The 16,578-nt window shown below is 64.2% G+C and carries 16 protein-coding genes; 1 reads left to right on the forward strand and 15 read right to left on the reverse strand.

What is annotated here, in order from left to right; genetic code table 11:
- Positions 1-487 precede the first annotated feature (487 nt).
- Entirely contained in the window at positions 488-919 is a 432-nt protein-coding gene (locus Q0331_RS02915) for a Fur family transcriptional regulator (protein ID WP_298074713.1), read from the forward strand.
- Here the strand turns inward: Q0331_RS02915 and Q0331_RS02920 are convergent, their stop codons facing one another.
- From Q0331_RS02920 to Q0331_RS02990, 15 genes are all read right to left on the reverse strand, one after another.
- Positions 920-2,074 carry a VIT1/CCC1 transporter family protein gene (locus Q0331_RS02920; RefSeq protein WP_298074738.1) on the reverse strand — a complete coding sequence of 385 codons (1,155 nt, stop codon included), beginning with the start codon at positions 2,072-2,074 and terminating at the stop codon, positions 920-922.
- A 62-nt stretch (positions 2,075-2,136) separates the two neighbouring features.
- Entirely contained in the window at positions 2,137-2,862 is a 726-nt protein-coding gene (locus Q0331_RS02925; protein ID WP_298074740.1) for an isoprenyl transferase, read from the reverse strand.
- Between the two features lie 57 nt (positions 2,863-2,919).
- Positions 2,920-3,669 carry a DNA repair protein RecO gene (gene recO, locus Q0331_RS02930; RefSeq protein ID WP_298074715.1) on the reverse strand — a complete coding sequence of 250 codons (750 nt, stop codon included), beginning with the start codon at positions 3,667-3,669 and terminating at the stop codon, positions 2,920-2,922.
- A 47-nt stretch (positions 3,670-3,716) separates the two neighbouring features.
- Positions 3,717-4,097: a DUF4282 domain-containing protein gene (locus tag Q0331_RS02935; protein WP_298074717.1), complete on the reverse strand. Its 381-nt coding sequence runs from the start codon at positions 4,095-4,097 to the stop codon at positions 3,717-3,719.
- Positions 4,098-4,100: 3 nt separating this feature from the next.
- On the reverse strand, positions 4,101-4,865 hold the full coding sequence (locus Q0331_RS02940; protein ID WP_298074719.1) for a DUF4282 domain-containing protein: 765 nt from the start codon (positions 4,863-4,865) through the stop codon (positions 4,101-4,103).
- Between the two features lie 171 nt (positions 4,866-5,036).
- On the reverse strand, positions 5,037-5,993 hold the full coding sequence (gene era, locus Q0331_RS02945; RefSeq protein ID WP_298074742.1) for a GTPase Era: 957 nt from the start codon (positions 5,991-5,993) through the stop codon (positions 5,037-5,039).
- Between the two features lie 64 nt (positions 5,994-6,057).
- Complete coding sequence (locus Q0331_RS02950; RefSeq protein ID WP_298074721.1) at positions 6,058-7,485, reverse strand: hemolysin family protein; 1,428 nt, start codon at positions 7,483-7,485, stop codon at positions 6,058-6,060.
- A gap of 39 nt (positions 7,486-7,524) precedes the next feature.
- The gene (ybeY, locus tag Q0331_RS02955; RefSeq protein ID WP_298074723.1) at positions 7,525-8,073 is read right to left on the reverse strand and encodes an rRNA maturation RNase YbeY; all 549 of its coding nucleotides are present in this window, start codon (positions 8,071-8,073) and stop codon (positions 7,525-7,527) included.
- Between the two features lie 55 nt (positions 8,074-8,128).
- A complete protein-coding gene (locus Q0331_RS02960) occupies positions 8,129-9,124 on the reverse strand; it encodes a PhoH family protein (protein WP_298074724.1) in 996 nt (331 codons plus the stop codon).
- A gap of 11 nt (positions 9,125-9,135) precedes the next feature.
- Positions 9,136-9,954 (reverse strand): 16S rRNA (uracil(1498)-N(3))-methyltransferase, encoded by an 819-nt coding sequence (locus tag Q0331_RS02965; RefSeq protein WP_298074726.1) that lies wholly within the window; start codon positions 9,952-9,954, stop codon positions 9,136-9,138.
- A 3-nt stretch (positions 9,955-9,957) separates the two neighbouring features.
- The gene (gene dnaJ / locus Q0331_RS02970) at positions 9,958-11,103 is read right to left on the reverse strand and encodes a molecular chaperone DnaJ (RefSeq protein ID WP_298074728.1); all 1,146 of its coding nucleotides are present in this window, start codon (positions 11,101-11,103) and stop codon (positions 9,958-9,960) included.
- 80 nt (positions 11,104-11,183) lie between these two features.
- The gene (gene hrcA, locus Q0331_RS02975) at positions 11,184-12,209 is read right to left on the reverse strand and encodes a heat-inducible transcriptional repressor HrcA (protein ID WP_298074730.1); all 1,026 of its coding nucleotides are present in this window, start codon (positions 12,207-12,209) and stop codon (positions 11,184-11,186) included.
- A gap of 54 nt (positions 12,210-12,263) precedes the next feature.
- Positions 12,264-13,538 carry a radical SAM family heme chaperone HemW gene (gene hemW, locus Q0331_RS02980; RefSeq protein ID WP_298074732.1) on the reverse strand — a complete coding sequence of 425 codons (1,275 nt, stop codon included), beginning with the start codon at positions 13,536-13,538 and terminating at the stop codon, positions 12,264-12,266.
- A gap of 39 nt (positions 13,539-13,577) precedes the next feature.
- Positions 13,578-14,381 (reverse strand): hypothetical protein, encoded by an 804-nt coding sequence (locus Q0331_RS02985; protein WP_298074734.1) that lies wholly within the window; start codon positions 14,379-14,381, stop codon positions 13,578-13,580.
- 123 nt (positions 14,382-14,504) lie between these two features.
- Complete coding sequence (locus Q0331_RS02990; protein WP_298074736.1) at positions 14,505-16,343, reverse strand: long-chain fatty acid--CoA ligase; 1,839 nt, start codon at positions 16,341-16,343, stop codon at positions 14,505-14,507.
- Positions 16,344-16,578: the final 235 nt, after the last annotated feature.

Consider the following 16,578-nt stretch of genomic DNA (forward strand, 5'->3'; position numbering starts at 1 on the left):
TACAGCCGGTCGAAAGGGGCGTCACAAAAATGGGTGAACATAAAAAAGAACCCGCGGTTAGGGGGGGGTAAATACCGCGGGTTCCGGCCACGCTTTCCTCATAAAGAGAATGGGGCCTGTTCCCTTTAGCTGGAAGCTGCGAAGGGGGGGATTACGCACGCTCCCAAGGGAACTGCCTTAAATCTAGCCCGGGGGTTTCTAGAAAGTCAAGCGTCCGGAGCACATTATTTGGGCATATTTTTCCGGCCCGCCGCCGTTGCGTACGGGCTTAGGTTCTGGTGGCATCTGTACCGTCCACGCGGCGACTGCACACCGCTATCGTGCCGCGCTGGAGCTGCCCTAGGAGAACTTATCGAAAGCTTATTGAAAATTACCGGCAAGAGCCCTAATGTGGATAGTTACCGCAGGTTACCTGCCGCAAATAGAGCATTGATTTGCCACGCAACACACATTTAGAGCACTTTAGAACACAAGGAGCGAGCTCACCGTGAGCACCCCAGCTACCAACAAACTTCCCAAGATCGGCCAGCGCAACACCCGCCAACGACGCGCTGTGGCGGAGCTATTGGAAGGCCTCACCACGTTCTGCAGTGCCCAGGACATCCACCAGAAGCTCGCGGCCCAGGACCACAAGGTCGGCCTGACCACCGTGTACCGCACGTTGCAGCAGATGGCGGAAGCCGGCGCGATCGATACGCTCTACGACGATTCCGGCGAGACCCTCTACCGCGCCTGCGCCACCGACGACCACCACCATCACCTGGTGTGCACATCCTGTCGCCGGACCGTGGAGATCGACGGCGGCCCCGTCGAGGACTGGGCCGCGGAGACCGCAAGGAAGTTCGGCTACGAAAAGTCCGGCCACACCGCCGAGATCTTCGGCCTGTGCGGGGACTGTCAGAAGAAATCCGCCAGCTAACTAGACGTTAAACAGCGAGCCGAGCAGGTACGTCGCCCCGGCGGCGCCGAAACCGATAAGCAATTGACGCAAGGCGCGTCGGCCCGGCTCCACGCCAGACAACAAGCCCACCACAGAGCCGGTAAACATCAAGGCCAACCCCACCATCACGCAGGAGACAATCGCCGCGGTGGATCCAGACAAGCCGAAGATATACGGCAGCACCGGGATCAAAGCGCCGACTGCGAAGCAGAAGAAGCTGGAGACCGCAGCGGACAAGCCGGAGCCACCATCTTCGTGTTCGGGAGCCGCGTGCTCCACCATGCTCTCCCCGGCGCCCTGCGCGGACACGGTACCGACCTTCTCTGCATCGAAAGCCTGCTCCCCCACCGGCTGGTTCGTCTCGATGATGGAATCGAAAACGCGGCGGGCGCGGTCGGCGGCCTCCTGCTCGCTCATGCCGCGGGCGCGGTACACCAGCGCCAGCTCGTTCTGGTTCACGTCCAGGTTCGGCAGCGAACGGCTGGCGTTCGGGTCCGGGGCATTCGCGCCCAGCAGCTCCTTCTGCGAGGTCACGGATACATACTCGCCCGCTGCCATCGACAGCGCGCCAGCCAGCAGGCCAGCGATGCCGGTGACCAGCACCAGGTGAGAGGATCCGCCCGTGCCGACCATGCCCAGCACCAGCGCCAGGTTCGAAACCAGGCCATCGTTCGCGCCGAAGATCGCCGCACGGAAATCGCCCGACATGCGGGCGCGCCCGCGCGCGGCCAGCCCACGGACAACCTCGGCGTGAATCGCCTCGTCCGCCGCAAGCTGGTCGGCGGCGTCATCATCAGAGATGTATTCGTTCCGCTGCTCCGAGGATTGCATCAAAGCCAATACGAATACCGACCCGAAGCGCCGCGCCATCCAGGCCTTCATGCGGGTATCCAGGCTTGCCTTGCGCGGCAGGCCCACGTATTCGCCGAGGCGGTTCTTCCAATAGGCCTCGTGACGCGCCTCTGCCTCCGCCAGCCCCAGGAGGATGGCACGCTCCTCACCGGTCTTCTTGCGCGCCAGCTCGCGGTACACGGCACCCTCGGCACGCTCGTTAGCCAGGTACTGCTGCCAGCGGGCGATCTGACGCTTCGTCGGCTGCGGCTGCGGCTGCTCGGCCTGTTCGGCCTGGCCTATCTGCCCGGCCTGCTCCTCGGGCTGCTCAGCGGCATCCGCCCCGTTAGCGCCGGTCACGTCGCTCACTTCACACCTCCAAAGCGCCTATCGCGCTTCGCAAACTCCAGCACCGCCGTCCGCAGATGGTTCGGCGTGTAATCCGGGAACAGCACGTCCTGGTACACCATCTCCGCATAGGTGGACTGCCAGGGCAGGAAGTTCGAGGTTCGCATCTCACCCGACGGCCGCAGGAACAGATCCACGTCCGGCATGTCCGGCTCGTCCAGGTAGCGGGCGAAAGTCTTCTCGTTCACCTGCCGGGGCTTCAGCCGACCGGCCTTCACGTCCTCTGCGATCCAACGCGCCGCGTCCGCGATCTCCGCCCGGCCGCCGTAGTTCACGCACATGCCCAAGGTCATGGTCGTGTTGTTCTTCGTCAGCTCCTCGGCCTGTTCCAGTTCTGCAATCACGCTACGCCACAGGCGCGGACGGCGCCCCACCCAGCGGATCCGCACGCCCAGGCTGTTCAAGTAGTCGCGCTGGCGGCGCAGCACGTCGCGGTTAAATCCCATCAAAAAGCGCACCTCTTCGGCCGACCGGCGCCAGTTTTCGGTGGAGAACGCATAGGCGGAGAGGTAGTCCACACCCAGCTCGATGCACTCCTCAACCAAAGACATCAGCACCGCCTCGCCGCGGCGGTGCCCCTCGGTGCGGACCATGCCGCGCTCCTCGGCCCAGCGCCCGTTGCCGTCCATCACCAGCGCAATGTGCTTCGGGCGGAGCTCCGGCGGAATCTCGGAACGGTCCACGTGCGGATAATCAGTGCTACTCACCCGTACTATATTGCCACACGCGCACCACTAACCCTATAGCGCTGCGTAAGCCGGGCAGCCTACCTCCAGCTGCTGCCGCACGTGTGCCAACAGCAGGCGATGCGATTGTGCCGCGATGTCTTGTCCCTGCTGGTCGCGGAATACGTGGGCTGCTTGTTCGTGACGCCCCTTCTTCAGCAGCCACAGGGCGTGTACCGCCGCCGACGGCGGCGTGAATGCACCCGGGGGCCTGCACGTCACGCACACCGCGCCCCCGGCCCCCGGGTGGAACGCCCGGTGGGGGCCGCGCTTGCCGCACTGCGCGCAGTCGACCAGGCTCGGCTCCCAGCCGGCGACTTCCAGGCCATGCAGCACGAACTCGTCGGCCACGCTGACCGGCGGTAGAGCTGAGGTGGTTAGCTGCTGGAGTGCGGCGTCCAGAAGAAAAAAGATCGAGTGCGCCGACGAGGGCTCGGCGGCAAAAACCTGAGCCATCTCCAGCATCGCCGCCCCCGCGTAGAAGCGATCGACATCCGCGACGATCGGCGAGGCGTAAGTAGCGACGGTGGCGGCATCGGTGACGTTGGCCAAGGAACGGCCGGGATAAACCTGCACGTCAACGCAGGAAAAACGGTCCAGCCGGGCGCCGAAACGGGAGCGGGTTTTGCGGATGCCCTTGGCTACGGCACGGATCAGGCCATTATCCTTGGTGAGCAGGACGAGGATCAGGTCGGCCTCGCCCAGTTTGTAGGTGCGAAGCACAAAGGCCTCGTCCCGGAAGCTGGGACGAGACCTTCTACTCATAGGCAGCAAGTATAGCGCTTGCTGCAACGTGATCGGGCTAAGACAAGCTAGGCGGACATGCCCCGCTGCTTGATGCGAGCCCACGCGGCGGAAGTGCTGGTCAGCGCCGCGAAGACCTCCAGGACGACGCGAACAATCGCCAGGTTAACGATCGACTGGAAGATAGAAACCACGGAGGAAATCAGCTTGGCTCCAACGGAATCCCCGCCGCTCAGATTGAACTTCACATAAGCTCCGTCTTGACCGGAGGAGGCGTAGGCATAGAACTCGAGGAAGGAACTATTGGTCCAGGTTCCGATCAAAGAGAACAGCAGGTACAGACCGATCACGATCGTGGCGAGGATGTAAAGCACTCGCAGGAAAGAACGGGTCGTGTACTTTTCAAAGTTAATGTCGAAGAGCCCGGAAAGAAAAGATTCGTTTCCCATCGGCTAGCTCCCGTTGGTCGAGTTACGCGCCTGTCGCTCGTCGATAGACTGCACCGACTGCGCAGTGCGGATGATGGACACAGCGACCTCCAGCGCAACGCGGTAGAACGCCAGCGACACCACGGCACCGAGCAGCACCAGCGGGATGCCGATGAGCGCCAGGATGATTACGGAAGCGTCCTGCGCCATCCCTACCAAGAAGCCGATGATAGCCAGCAGCACGAATAGACCAACGCCGATCATCGACAGGATGTACAGCACCTTCACCACCGACGGGGTGACGTAGCGCTTAAAGCTGAAGTCGAACAGGGCGGCGAAGAAGCCGTCCTTGTCAGCGCCCGTCGAGTTGGTCATCTGCTGGTTCGGGTAAGCCTGGAAACCGGCCGCGCCCTGCGGCTGGTTCTGCTGTCCCCAGGGCTCCTGCTGGCCGAACTGGTTCTGGTCGAACTGGTTCGTGTCGTACTGGCTCGGCTGGCCAGGCTGGCCGTAGGAGCTCGGCTGAGAGTACTGATCCTGCTGGCCAAACTGGTCCTGACCATAAGAACCGTACTGGCCCTGCTGGCTCTGACCATACTGGTCCTGGCCGTACTGGCCGAAGCCCTGGGAGTAGTCCTGCGTCTGGTCCTGTCCGTAACCGTTGTTCAGGCCGCCGTTATCGGCTGCACCGTTGTTTGCAGTGCCGTTGTCGCCAGCGCCATTGCTGCCAACACCGTCCGCCGAGTGCTTGCCGGAATCATCGGAACCGTAGGGGTTAGACGGAGTTGTCACTAGTTGCCCTTCCTAGCGGCGCAATCCATGCGCCTGGTTAGGGGCGCGCCATGCGCCACGAATGTTCAAGATCAAGGTCTAGACCAAACTATCGCACTTCACGTCCGTGCACCGGCTCAGCACCAAGAAAATCGGTCAAGCCCAGTTCAGTCCCAGGTCAAGACCAAGCCGCTAGAACCCCATCCGCCCCAACTGCTTCGGATCCGACTGCCAGTTCTTCGCCACCTTAATGTGCACGTCCAGATAGATGTTCTGGTCCAACATCTTCACGATTTCCAACCGTGAGCGGTGGACGATGCGCGACAGGCGCCGCCCGTCCTTGCCCCGCAGGATCGCCATCTGGCCTTCGCGCTCCACGTAAATCACCGCGTGCACGTCCAGCACGCCCTCGCGCTGCGGGTTCGGCACGACCTCCTCGATCTGCACGGCCACGGAGTGCGGCAGCTCGTCGTGCAACCCCTCCAGCGCAGCTTCGCGGATCAGCTCGGCCATGCGGGTATCGCGATCGTCGTCGGTTACGTGGTCGTCCGGGTAGAACTTCGGCCCCTCCGGCAGCTGGTCGCGCAGTACGTCCAGCAGCACGTCCAGCTGCACCTGCTTGGTGGAGGAAACTGGCACCACGTCCGCCCCGTCCAGCAGTTCGTGCAGTGCCAGCAGTTGCGCACCGACCTGGTCCTTGGAAACCTTGTCCAGCTTCGTCACCACACCGATCAGCGGAGTTTTCGGCGCGACGGAACGCACGGCGTCCACAATCCAGCGATCCCCCGGGCCGATCTTCTCGTCCGCCGGCACGCACATGGCGATGACGTCCACATCCGAGTACGTTTCCTTCACCACTTCGTTCAGCCGCTCGCCAAGCAGTGTGCGGGGCCGGTGCAGGCCGGGAGTGTCCACCAGAATGATCTGCGCATCTTCGCGGTGGACGATACCGCGGATCGGGTGGCGCGTGGTTTCCGGCTGGTCGGCGGTGATGGCGATCTTCTCCCCCACCAGTGCGTTCGTCAGGGTGGACTTGCCGGTGTTCGGCCGCCCCACGAAGCTGACGAACCCGGAGCGGAAGCCCTCGGGTGCGCGGTATTCCTCCGGCACTTCCATTTCTTCGGGCGCCACTCCCGCCCCCTCGGGCATTCCCGCGCCCGGGTCGAAGGGATCGTCGGGGATATAAGGATCGTTCATGGTCATCAAGTATCCCTTATTGCTGCCCTTTATCGCTAGCGCTCTTGTCTTGGGTTTTCTCTTGGGCTTTATCTTGGGGGCTGTTTCTTGTGGACGCCGCCACGGCCATCCCTTCCGCCACCTCACCAACGCGGCCAGCATCACCAGTGCCTTCCACCTGCTGCTCGCGGGTCACCACGGCGGTACGGATCTTCACGCGCCCACGGCGGTCGCGCCCGCCCTCGTAGCGAAGATGCAGACCGGTGGTGGAGATTTCCGCCCCTGGGATCGGCACCCTGCCCAGCTCGAAGGCTCCGAGGCCGTAGACGGTATCCACTTCCTCGTGCTGCTCTTCGCTGAACTCCACGTCCTCGAATAGCTCCTCGAGCTCCTCCAGCGACAAGCGCGCCTGCACTCGGTAGCTGCCGTCCTCCAGCGGCTCGATCGGCGCCTGCTCCGAGGTGTCGTATTCGTCGGTGATCTCGCCGACGATCTCCTCCAGGATGTCCTCAATAGAGATCAGCCCCGCCACTGCACCGTATTCGTCGATGAGCATGGCGATGTGGATCTGGTCGCGCTGCATGTCCTCCAGCAGGTCGTCCAGCTTCTTCGAGTCCGGCACAAACACGGCAGGCCGCATGCAGTCCCGCACGCGGATGGAGCTACCGCCGTCGGTCATGTGATAGGTCTCTGCGATGAGGTCTTTGAGGTAAATGACGCCCACAATGTCGTCTACGTCATCGCCCACCACGGGCAGGCGGGAAAGACCGGTACGCACGCACAGGCTGGTGGCTTGGCCGGCGGTCTTGTCAGCCTCGATCCACACCATCTCTGGCCGCGGCACCATCACGGAGCGCGCCGAGGTGTCGGCGAGGTCGAAGACGGATTGGATCATCCGTCGCTCGTCCATCTCCACCACGCCGCGTTCGGAGGCGATGTCCACCATCTCGCGCAGCTCGATTTCGGAGGCGAAGGGACCATTGCGGAAGCCCCGGCCGGGGGTCAGCACGTTACCGGCGCCGACCAGCAGCTTGGCGATGGGGCCCAGCAGCTTGGATAGGCCCAGCAGGATCGGGGCAGTCGCCAGGCTAATGGTGTACGGGTTTTGCCGGCCGAGCGTGCGGGAAAGTACGCCGATCAGGATGAACGTCAGCAGCGTGACGATCACGATGGCGGTGGCGAATGCCCAGCCGCGCGAGCCCATCAGCTCCACACACGCAGCGGCGGCCAGCACCGCGCCGGAGACCTCGCAGATGGTGCGGAGCAGCACCAGCAGGTTAATGTGGCCAGCCCGCCCCTGGAGCACCCGCTCCAGCCGGGCCGCGCCCGGGCGATCCTCCTTCACCAGGTTCTCCACCCGCGCCGCGGAGAGTGAGGACACTGCCGTTTCCACCAGCGACAGCACACCTCCCAGGAAGAGCGCGAGAATCGCAAAGGGGATGGATAAGGGGATGTCGATCGTCATCTTTCGAAGCTTCTAGGTCTTCCTGGGTTTGGGTGGGTTCTAGTTCTGGGTATCGTCGCGGTCCGCGGCGCTGGGGAAGGCCCCGGCGCCGGTCGGTTTCGGGGCGAAACTCACGCCGCGCTCCTCCTGGGAGTCGTACCAGTTCGCCAGGATCTCATTTTGCAGGGAGAACATTTTCTGCTCGTCCTCCGGGGTGACGTGGTCGAAGCCCAGCAGGTGCAGCACCCCGTGGACGGTCAGCAGGTCGAGCTCGTGAGCCAGGGAGTGGCCCGCACGGGTCGCCTGCCCTTCGGCAAAGTCGGGGCACAGCATGATGTCGCCCAGCATCGCCGGGGAGGGTTCCGCCGCATCCTTGCGGCCCCAACCTGGCGTCAATTCGTCCATAGGAAAGCTCATCACATCGGTAGGGCCGGGCAGATCCATCCACCTAACGTGCAGGTCCTCAATGGTTTCCAGGTCCACGATGTGGATAGATAGCTCGGCGGCCGGGTGGACGTCGAGGGTCCACAGTGCGTAGCGGGCAACGTCGATCAGCTCTTCCTCGTTGACCTCGCCGCGGCCGGATTCGTTAAAAACTTCGATGCTCATTGGGTGCTTGCCTTTGGTAGTTCGTGCTTGCCGCTAGATTGTTGCTAGATTTCCGTTAGATCTCATTGTCCAGCTCGTAGGTGCCATAGGCCTCCACGATCTTGGAGACCAGCCGGTGGCGCACCACGTCGTCGGAATCCAAGTTGATGATCGACACGCCATCCACGCCCTGCAGAACCTGGCGAGCCACCTTCAGGCCGGACTCCTGACGGTTCGGCAGGTCCACCTGGCTCAGGTCGCCGGTGACCACCATCTTGGATCCAAAGCCCAGGCGGGTGAGGAACATCTTCATCTGCGCCGGGGTGGTGTTCTGCGCCTCGTCCAAAACCACGAAGGAATCGTTGAGCGTGCGGCCTCGCATGTAGGCCAGGGGCGCGACCTCGATCACGCCGGTATCCATCAGTCGGGGAATCGTCTCCGGATCCACCATCTCCCGCAGCGCATCGTGCAGCGGGCGCAGGTAGGGGTCGATCTTGTCGCTCAGCGTGCCGGGCAGAAAGCCCAGCTTCTCCCCTGCCTCCACTGCCGGGCGGGTCAGGATGATGCGATTGACATCCTTAGCCTGCAGTGCCTGCACCGCCTTGGCCATCGCCAGATACGTCTTACCCGTACCGGCCGGGCCGATGCCGAACACGATCGCGTCCTCGTCGATGGCCTCCACGTATTCCTGCTGGCCGGGGGTCTTCGGGCGCACCGTCTTGCCACGGTAGGAAACGATGGGTGCGGAATCGCTGCTGGAAACGAGCGCCGGGGCTTGTTCCTCCACCAGGGTGATCGCGCGCTTCGTGGCGGCCGGATCCACCGCATGGCCGCGGCTGACCAGGTTGATCATCTCCTGCAACACCCGTCGGGCCTGGGAGACCTCGGAGGCCTCGCCGCGGATCGTCACGCGGTTGCCGCGGGTCAGGATGTCCGCGTCGAAAGCATGCTCCAGCACCCGCAGGTTCTCATCTGCCGGTCCGGCGACGGCCAGAACCGATTCCGGGTCGAGCTCCACGGTAGAGCTGGCTACGCGGAGGCGCGGTGACCTAGCGGAGTTGGGTGACGTCATGTGTATCGATCCTACCGCCAACGGTCCGTGACAGCGCCGATGGCTCCCAGCGCAACGGCTGCAGCGGTGGCAGTGCGCAGAACTTCCGGCCCCAGGCGGACCGGGGTGGCCCCCAGCTGCTCGAACTCGGCGAGTTCCTCCGGGCTGATGCCGCCCTCGGGGCCGACGACGAGGGCGATCTCGGTGGCGGCAGCTTCGCTGCCTTTGGCGCTGGCGGCATTCACCGCCGCGCTGACGGCCGCGGGCAGCGGCTCGGTGGCCTCCTCATGCAGCACCAGCACGCGGACGGCGCCGGTGTCGCTGCCGCTGCCACCACCGACACCGCTCGCAGCGGTGCCGGCCTCCCCCAGCCCCAGCACCCGTGCCAGCTCCTGCGGGCTACGCACCAGCTGGGTAACCTCCGGGATCTGCAGGCGGCGGGACTGCTTGGCGGCCGCCCGGGCGGCGTTCTCCCACTTCGCGTGCGCCTTGGCCTCCTTGCCGTCCCACTTGGCGATAGCCCTGCGGGCGGCCCACGGCACAATCCGATCCGCGCCCGCCTGCACCGCCAGATCCACGGCCAGCTCCGCCCGGTCGGACTTTGGAATCGCCTGTACCACCGTCACCCGTGGGTTCGGGGTGGGCAGCTCGAGAATGTCGGCGACCTCCACGGTGGCGTCACCAAGAAAAGATCCTTGCACGGCGCGCGCAGCGCCATCGGTGATGACCAACCCCTCGCCCACCTCGAGGCGCTTGACGGAAGCGTGCTTGGCCTCCGCGCCGGTCAGGCGGAAACGATCCCCGACCGCGACCGGCTCGGGGATGGGGTGGATGAACACCGGATCCGTCATGGGTTAGCGGCCAAACTTCGAGCGCAGGCGGGAGAAGAAGCCGCTGTGGGACTCGTCCTTCGAAGCCACGCCAGCGTTCTGGGAGCTGGCCTCGCGCAGCTTCTCCAGCAGGTCGCGCTGCTTGTGGTTGAGGTCAGTGGGGATCATGACCTCCACGTGGGCGATCAGGGAACCGTGGCCCTCGCGGCGCAGGTGCGGCATGCCCTTTTCGGACAGGCGAATGGTGGCATCCGGCTGGGTGCCCGGCGCGATGTCCACGGTTGCGATGGAATCGTCCAGCAGCTTGACCTCCACGGAAGTACCCAGGGCTGCGTCTACCGCCGGCACCTGTAGATTCACGTGCAGATCGTCGGACTCGCGGATGAAGTACGGGTGCTCGGTGGTGTGCACCTCCACGTACAGGTCGCCAGCCGGGCCGCCGCCGGGGCCGACCTCGCCCTTGCCGCTCATGCGCAGGCGCATGCCGTCGGAAATGCCGGCGGGGATGGAAACCTTGAGGGTCTGGCGGTCGCGCACGCGCCCGTCGCCCGCGCAGTTCTCACACGGGTCCTCGATGACCTCGCCGGTGCCCGCGCAGCGGTGGCAGGCGCGGCGGACCTGCACGCGGCCCAGCATGGAATTCTGCAGCTCCATGACTTCGCCCGCGCCCTGACAGGTCGGGCAGGTCACAGGTGCGGCCTTGGAGGCCGAGCCCGAGCCGTCGCACACGTCGCACAGCACGGCGGTTTCCACGGTGATCTCGCGGTCGATGCCCGCGTAGATCTCCTCCAGCGTGGCCTCCAGGTGCACCAGGGCATCGTTACCGCGGCGCACGCGGGACTCGCGCGGGCCGCGTGCGCCGCCGCCACCGCCGAAGAATGCGTCGAAGATGTCGCCCAGGCCGCCGCCGGAGAAGCCCCCAAATCCGCCGCCACCCGGCTGGCCGAAGCCCTGCTCCTCCGGGTCGCCACCAGCGTCCACGATCTGGCGCTTCTGCGGGTTCGTCAGCACCTCCTGAGCCAGGGAGGCCTCGCGGAACTTCTCCGCAGCCTCCTCAGAGGGGTTGACGTCCGGGTGGTACTTGCGCGCCAGGCGGCGGTACGCCTTCTTAATTTCGGCGTCCGTAGCGTCGCGATCCACACCGAGGATTCCGTAATAGTCTCGAGCCACGTTCAGCGGGTCCTTTTCACGTCTGTCTTGAAGTTGCTTGCAGTCTTTAGTGCTTAACCAACTGCACTATCCTACTATTCCTACTCTTCGCTCAAAATCCGCGAGACGTAGTGCGCCACGGCCGTCACAGAGGAAATGGTGCCGGAGTAGTCCAGGTGGGTTGGCCCCACCACTCCCATTCCGCCGAGCACCGCATTGGCGTTGCCGTAGCCGGCGGATACGACGGATGCGCCGCGCAGCTCCTCGTCCTCATTCTCCTCGCCGATGCTCACCTGCACCTGCAGGTCGCGCACGCTATTCAGCAGCTTCAGCACCACCACCTGCTCTTCCAGGGCCTCCACCACGGGGCTGAGCTCGTTGGTGCGCATCAGGTTGGGCGTGCCCGCCAGGATCAGCCGGTCGTTCGGGCGCTCCAGCAGAGTCTCCACCAGCACGGTCGTCACCACGAGTGCCACGTCGCGCAGCTCCTCGGGCATGCTGTTGCCCTTGGCCTCGTTCGCCAGCGCGGCGATGTTCGTGCATGCGTCGTCGAGGGTGCGCCCCACCATCGCGGAGTTCACCAGGTCGCGCAGCCGCGGCAGGTCGTCGTCGCTGATCGGCTGCCCCAGGTCCACGTTGCGCTGGTCCACGCGCCCAGTGTCGGTGATCAGCACCAGCAGGATGCGGTGGCTGCCCAGCTTCACCAGCTCGCAGTGCTTCACCCGCCCGCGCCGCAGGTCCGGCATCTGCACCACGGCCACCTGGCGGGTCAGCTGGGAAAGCAGCTGCACGCTGCGGCGCAGAACGTCCTCTAGATCCACGCCATGTTCCAGGAAGTCCAGGATGGCGCGGCGCTCAGGGGTGCTTAGCGGCTTGACCTCGTTAATGCCGTCCACGAAGCGGCGGTAGCCCTTCACCGTGGGGATGCGCCCGGAAGATGCGTGCTGTTGGGTGATATAGCCCTCGGCTTCCAGCACCGCCATGTCGTTGCGGATCGTCGCAGAGGAAACTCCCAGCTGGTGCTTGTCCACCAGCATCTTCGAGCCCACCGGTTCGTGCGAGGCGATGAAATCGCTGACGATCGCCCGCAGCACCTGGTTCCTTCTGTGTTCAGTTCCGCTCGACAAATCCTTCACTCCTCGCGTGAGTCCGATTAGCCTCGATTAGCTCTCGATTGACCCTTAAAGCCCGAGCGCCAACACGATGTCCGTGACGATCCCGTCGGCCAGGTAGCGCCCTTTATCCGTCAATCTTAGGCGCTCGCCACGCTTGTCCAGCAGCCCCAGGCCCGTATAACGCTCGATCACCTGCCCCAGCTCGGCGTTCCGAGCAGGATTAGCACTCTGAGCGCCGCGAGCACTGCCGGTTCCGCCCACCAGCTCCGCCAGATCCAGCCCCTCGGCCAGGCGCAGCCGCAGCATCACCTGTTCTGTGCGCAGGTCGTCGTCGCTGAGGCGCTCGGTCGCCACCACCGCCCCTGGAACGGGTAGGCCGTCCTTTCTTATTGACGCCCCTTCGGCCTCCCCCAGCAACCCATTCCAATAGGTCGCCGGACGCTTCGCATTCACCAACCTCACCAGGCCCGATTCGCTTATGTCCTCCCCGCGCAGCCGCACGCATCCGTGGGCGCCGGGGCCTGCTCCCCACCACTGCCCGGAGCGCCAATAGATCAGGTTGTGCTGACATTCGCCGCCGGGTTTAGCCCAGTTAGAGACCTCGTACCAGTGAAAACCGGCCTGGCGCAGGCGGGCGTCGATGGCGTCATAACGATCCGCCAGAGTGTCTTCGTCCGGGGCGGGCAGCTCGCCGCGCCGTACCTTGCGTGCCATGGCCGTGCCGTCCTCCACGATCAGGGAGTAGGCGGAGACGTGGTCGACGTCCGCTTCCAGCACGGCGTCGAGAGTGCGCCGCAGGTCGTCATCGGTCTCGGTGGGAGTGCCGTAGATGACGTCCAGGTTGATGTGCTCGAAACCGGCCCGCTTGGCCTCGCGGGTGGCCTCAATAGGGCGGCCCGGAGTGTGGTGGCGCTCCAGCACCTTTAGCACATGCCCCATCGCGGACTGCATGCCCAAGGAGATGCGGTTGAAGCCGGCCTCACGCAAGCCCGCGAAGAACTCCGGGCTGGTGGATTCCGGGTTGGCCTCAGTAGTGACCTCCGCGTCCGCCGCCAACCCCACCGTGCGACGGGCGGCGTTCAGCGCCCGGGCCAGCCCCTCGTGCCCCAGCATGGAAGGCGTGCCGCCACCGAAGAAGACAGTCTGCACCTCGCCGGGGTAATCCCACACCTCGGCTGCGACCTCTAGCTCGCGTTCCAGGGCATCCAGGTAGCCGGGGATGGTGTTGCCCTCTACAGCGCCACCATCGGCCGCGCTGAGCTCCTGCGGGGTGTAGGTGTTGAAATCGCAGTAGCCACAGCGGGTGGAGCAAAAGGGAACGTGGATATAAAGGCCATGCATACTACGTGCATAGTACTAGCAGTGCTGGCGGTCCTGGCGCTAGACCGCAGTGCCGCGCTTGCGCCGCTGCAGGCGGCCGAGGATCTCCTCGACCCGGGCCCGTTCCACCAGAAACTCCGGCGGCGCCTCGCCGCGCATGCCCGCGGCCAGCTCCGGCTGGCGGGCGATAACCTCCCGCCAGTGGCCCACCAGCTCGATAGTGCGCTGCTCTGCCTTCACGTATGCCTGCGGCAGCAAGACGGACTGGGATTCCAGGGCGCACTGCGTCTGGTTGATCACCCAGTCCTCCACCTCGCGCAGGTCCGCGCGGATACGCTCGGCCTGCTCGCGCAGCCACATGCGCCAGGAGGCCGTGGAGGCCATCGTTGCCGGAGCGTGCTCGGCGGAAGCCTCAGCGAACTCCGCGTCACGGACGCTGCGCGGGTCGCTAGCGCCGGCGGCGGTTGGGGTGGTGGCGTCAGAAAGAGGACGGCGAGCGGACGCACCGGGCTTTTTGTGCATAAAGCTCAAGGTGCGACCCGGGTGCGGGTAGTCGCTGCCGCGCGCAACGCTGCCGCCGAGGGCGCGAGGGGTGCGCGAGGGAGTCACGCCCGACATGCTGCCGGCGCGCACACCGGAGACGAAAGCCTGGCGCAGGCCGTTGAGCTCGGACAGGCCAGGGCGCACCTCAGCGCGCCCCTCCGCAACAATTTCCTCCAGCTCCAGCAGGCAGTCTTCCACCAGGTCGGCATCCCAATCGGCGATGGCCTGAGAGACGTGGTTGATGTAATCAGCGATCTCGTCGCCAATGTCGTAGATATTTTGGGTGAGCTCGCGAACGCGCAGGGCAGCATCGTAGTGCACGCGTTCTCCTCTCCCCTGGGCTCGTCACAGCCCATGTGTTGGTTGATACCGCAGACAACTCTAAAACAAGAACACCGGTCACGCGCGGAGGCGTGGCCGGTGTCGTGAAGCGGATTTCTTAACTTACTTTGAGTTGTAGATCCAGGCGATATCGTCGGCGAAGTTCTTCGCCACGACGAAGCGCTTCAGCTTCAGCGACGGGGTAACCTCGTCGTTCTCCTCAGTGAAGTCGCGGTGGACGATGCGGAACTTCTTGATGCCCTCAGCGTGGGAGACAGTGGCGTTGGCCTCGTTGATCGCATCCTGAATTTCGGAGCGCAGAACTGGGTTCTTCGCCAGCTCGCGGATGGAGACGTTCTCGGCGATGCCGTTGTTTTCCTTCCACTTCTTGGCAGCTTCCTCGTCCAGGGAGATCAGAGCGCCGACGAACTTCTGATCGTCGCCAACGACCATGGCCTGGGAGATCAGCGGGGCGGAGCGCAGGATGTCCTCCATCGGTCCGGGCGAGACGTTCTTACCACCGGCGGTGACGATGATTTCCTTCTTGCGTCCGGTGATCTTCAGGTGGCCGGTGGGTAGCAGCTTGCCCAGGTCGCCCGTGCGGTAGAAGCCGTCCTCATTGAAGGACTCGTTGGTGGCCTCCTCGTTCTCCCAGTAGCCGGCGAAAACCATGTCGCCCTTCAGTAGGATCTCGCCGTCGTCGTCAATCTTGACAGTGATACCGCCCAACGGGCGGCCGACGGTGCCGATGATGTTGTCCGGGGCGAAGTTGGTGCAGGCTGCGGCGGTGCACTCAGTCAGGCCGTAGCCCTCGTACAGGGTCACGCCCACGCCACGGAAGAAGTGCATAAGCTCCGGGTTCAGTGCGGAGCCACCGGAGATCGCGTAATCCAGCTCACCACCCATAGCCTCGCGGACCTTGGAGTAAACCAGCTTGTCGCCGATAGCGCGGTCGATCTTCTGCTTCAGCGATGGTCCCTCGTCGGTATCGAGAGCCTTCGAGTAGTCGACTGCGGCGCGCTCTGCGAAGTTGAAGATCTTAGCCTTGACGCCACCGCCGTCCGTAGCCTTGGACTTCACGCCCGCGTGAACCTTCTCAAAGATGCGCGGCACAGAGCAGATCAGGTTCGGCTTGGTGCGTTGGAACTCGGCAACCAGGGTGCTCATGTCGCTCCAGTGGGTCTGGGTAGCGCCGCCGACGGTGGCAGCGTGTGCCATCGCGCGGGAGAACACGTGCGCCAGCGGCAGGAACGTCAGCTTGCGGTAACCGAAAGCAGCGGCACGGCCGACCGGGTGGGTCAGGATGGCACGGGCCTCAGCCAGCCAGTTGTGGTGGGTCAGCTTGCAGCCCTTCGGGCGGCCGGTGGTGCCGGAGGTGTAAACGATGGAGGCAACGTCATCGTGGCGGGTGTTGGCAATGCGCTCTTCCAGGACGTCCTGCTCGATGCCGGCTTCCTTGCCGTCGTTAACCAGGATGTCGATGGCGCCGCTATTGATCTCCAGCACGCGGTTGAGGTGCGCGGAGGTATCACCCTCTGGGCGGTCGCCTTCCTTGACGAACGTCTTTAGGCGGGTGGTGTGGCCAGACTTTTCGGAGACCGCTAACTTCGCGCCGGAGTTCCCCACGATCCACTCACACTGGGAGGTGGAAGAGGACGGGTAGATCGGCACGGTGATGCCGCCGGCAGCCCAAATACCGTAGTCCAGCACGGTCCACTCGTAGCGAGTGTCGGACATGATAACCACGCGGTCGCCCTGCTCGATCCCATTTGCAACCAGGCCCTTGGCTACCGAGTACACGTCGTCCAGGAACTGGGAAACGGTGACGTCCACCCAGTCGAAGTTCTTCGGGCGCTTAAACAGCACCCCATCCGGGGACTCGGCGCCAAGGTCACGGACTGCCGTTAGGCAGGTCTCGTGCTCGTCGATCGTGTACAGGGCTTCAGAGGTGTACTCCGTCATGCTGCTCCCTTTGTTCATGTCCTGACAGTTGTCTGACCTGGGTGTTTACGTGAATAACGGGCTCAATTTCGGTCGCTGCGCCCGCAGCCTCAACGTGACTTATACTTCTACAACCATATATGAGTGGCCTGAATCACGTCGAACCTTCGGGAAAATTCCCACACCCGCTGCCCCGCCCTTCTCCTTACTGCCTCCCCACTGTCTCCCCACCGTTCCCCTCGCCCCTTTTTTACAA

It is taken from the genome of uncultured Corynebacterium sp., from assembly GCF_937999985.1.
In the GTDB taxonomy this organism is placed as follows: Bacteria; Actinomycetota; Actinomycetes; order Mycobacteriales; family Mycobacteriaceae; genus Corynebacterium.

Excerpts from the sequence above, each read along its gene's own strand:
- Q0331_RS02965 (WP_298074726.1), bottom strand. The coding sequence starts at position 9,954 with ATGACGGATCCGGTGTTCATCCACCCCATCCCCGAGCCGGTCGCGGTC.
- Q0331_RS02935 (WP_298074717.1), bottom strand. The coding sequence starts at position 4,097 with ATGGGAAACGAATCTTTTCTTTCCGGGCTCTTCGACATTAACTTTGAA.
- ybeY (WP_298074723.1), bottom strand. The coding sequence starts at position 8,073 with ATGAGCATCGAAGTTTTTAACGAATCCGGCCGCGGCGAGGTCAACGAG.
- era (WP_298074742.1), bottom strand. The coding sequence starts at position 5,993 with ATGCCCGAGGGGGCGGGAGTGGCGCCCGAAGAAATGGAAGTGCCGGAG.
- hemW (WP_298074732.1), bottom strand. The coding sequence starts at position 13,538 with ATGCATGGCCTTTATATCCACGTTCCCTTTTGCTCCACCCGCTGTGGC.
- Q0331_RS02950 (WP_298074721.1), bottom strand. The coding sequence starts at position 7,485 with ATGACGATCGACATCCCCTTATCCATCCCCTTTGCGATTCTCGCGCTC.
- Q0331_RS02990 (WP_298074736.1), bottom strand. The coding sequence starts at position 16,343 with ATGACGGAGTACACCTCTGAAGCCCTGTACACGATCGACGAGCACGAG.
- recO (WP_298074715.1), bottom strand. The coding sequence starts at position 3,669 with ATGAGTAGAAGGTCTCGTCCCAGCTTCCGGGACGAGGCCTTTGTGCTT.
- Q0331_RS02960 (WP_298074724.1), bottom strand. The coding sequence starts at position 9,124 with ATGACGTCACCCAACTCCGCTAGGTCACCGCGCCTCCGCGTAGCCAGC.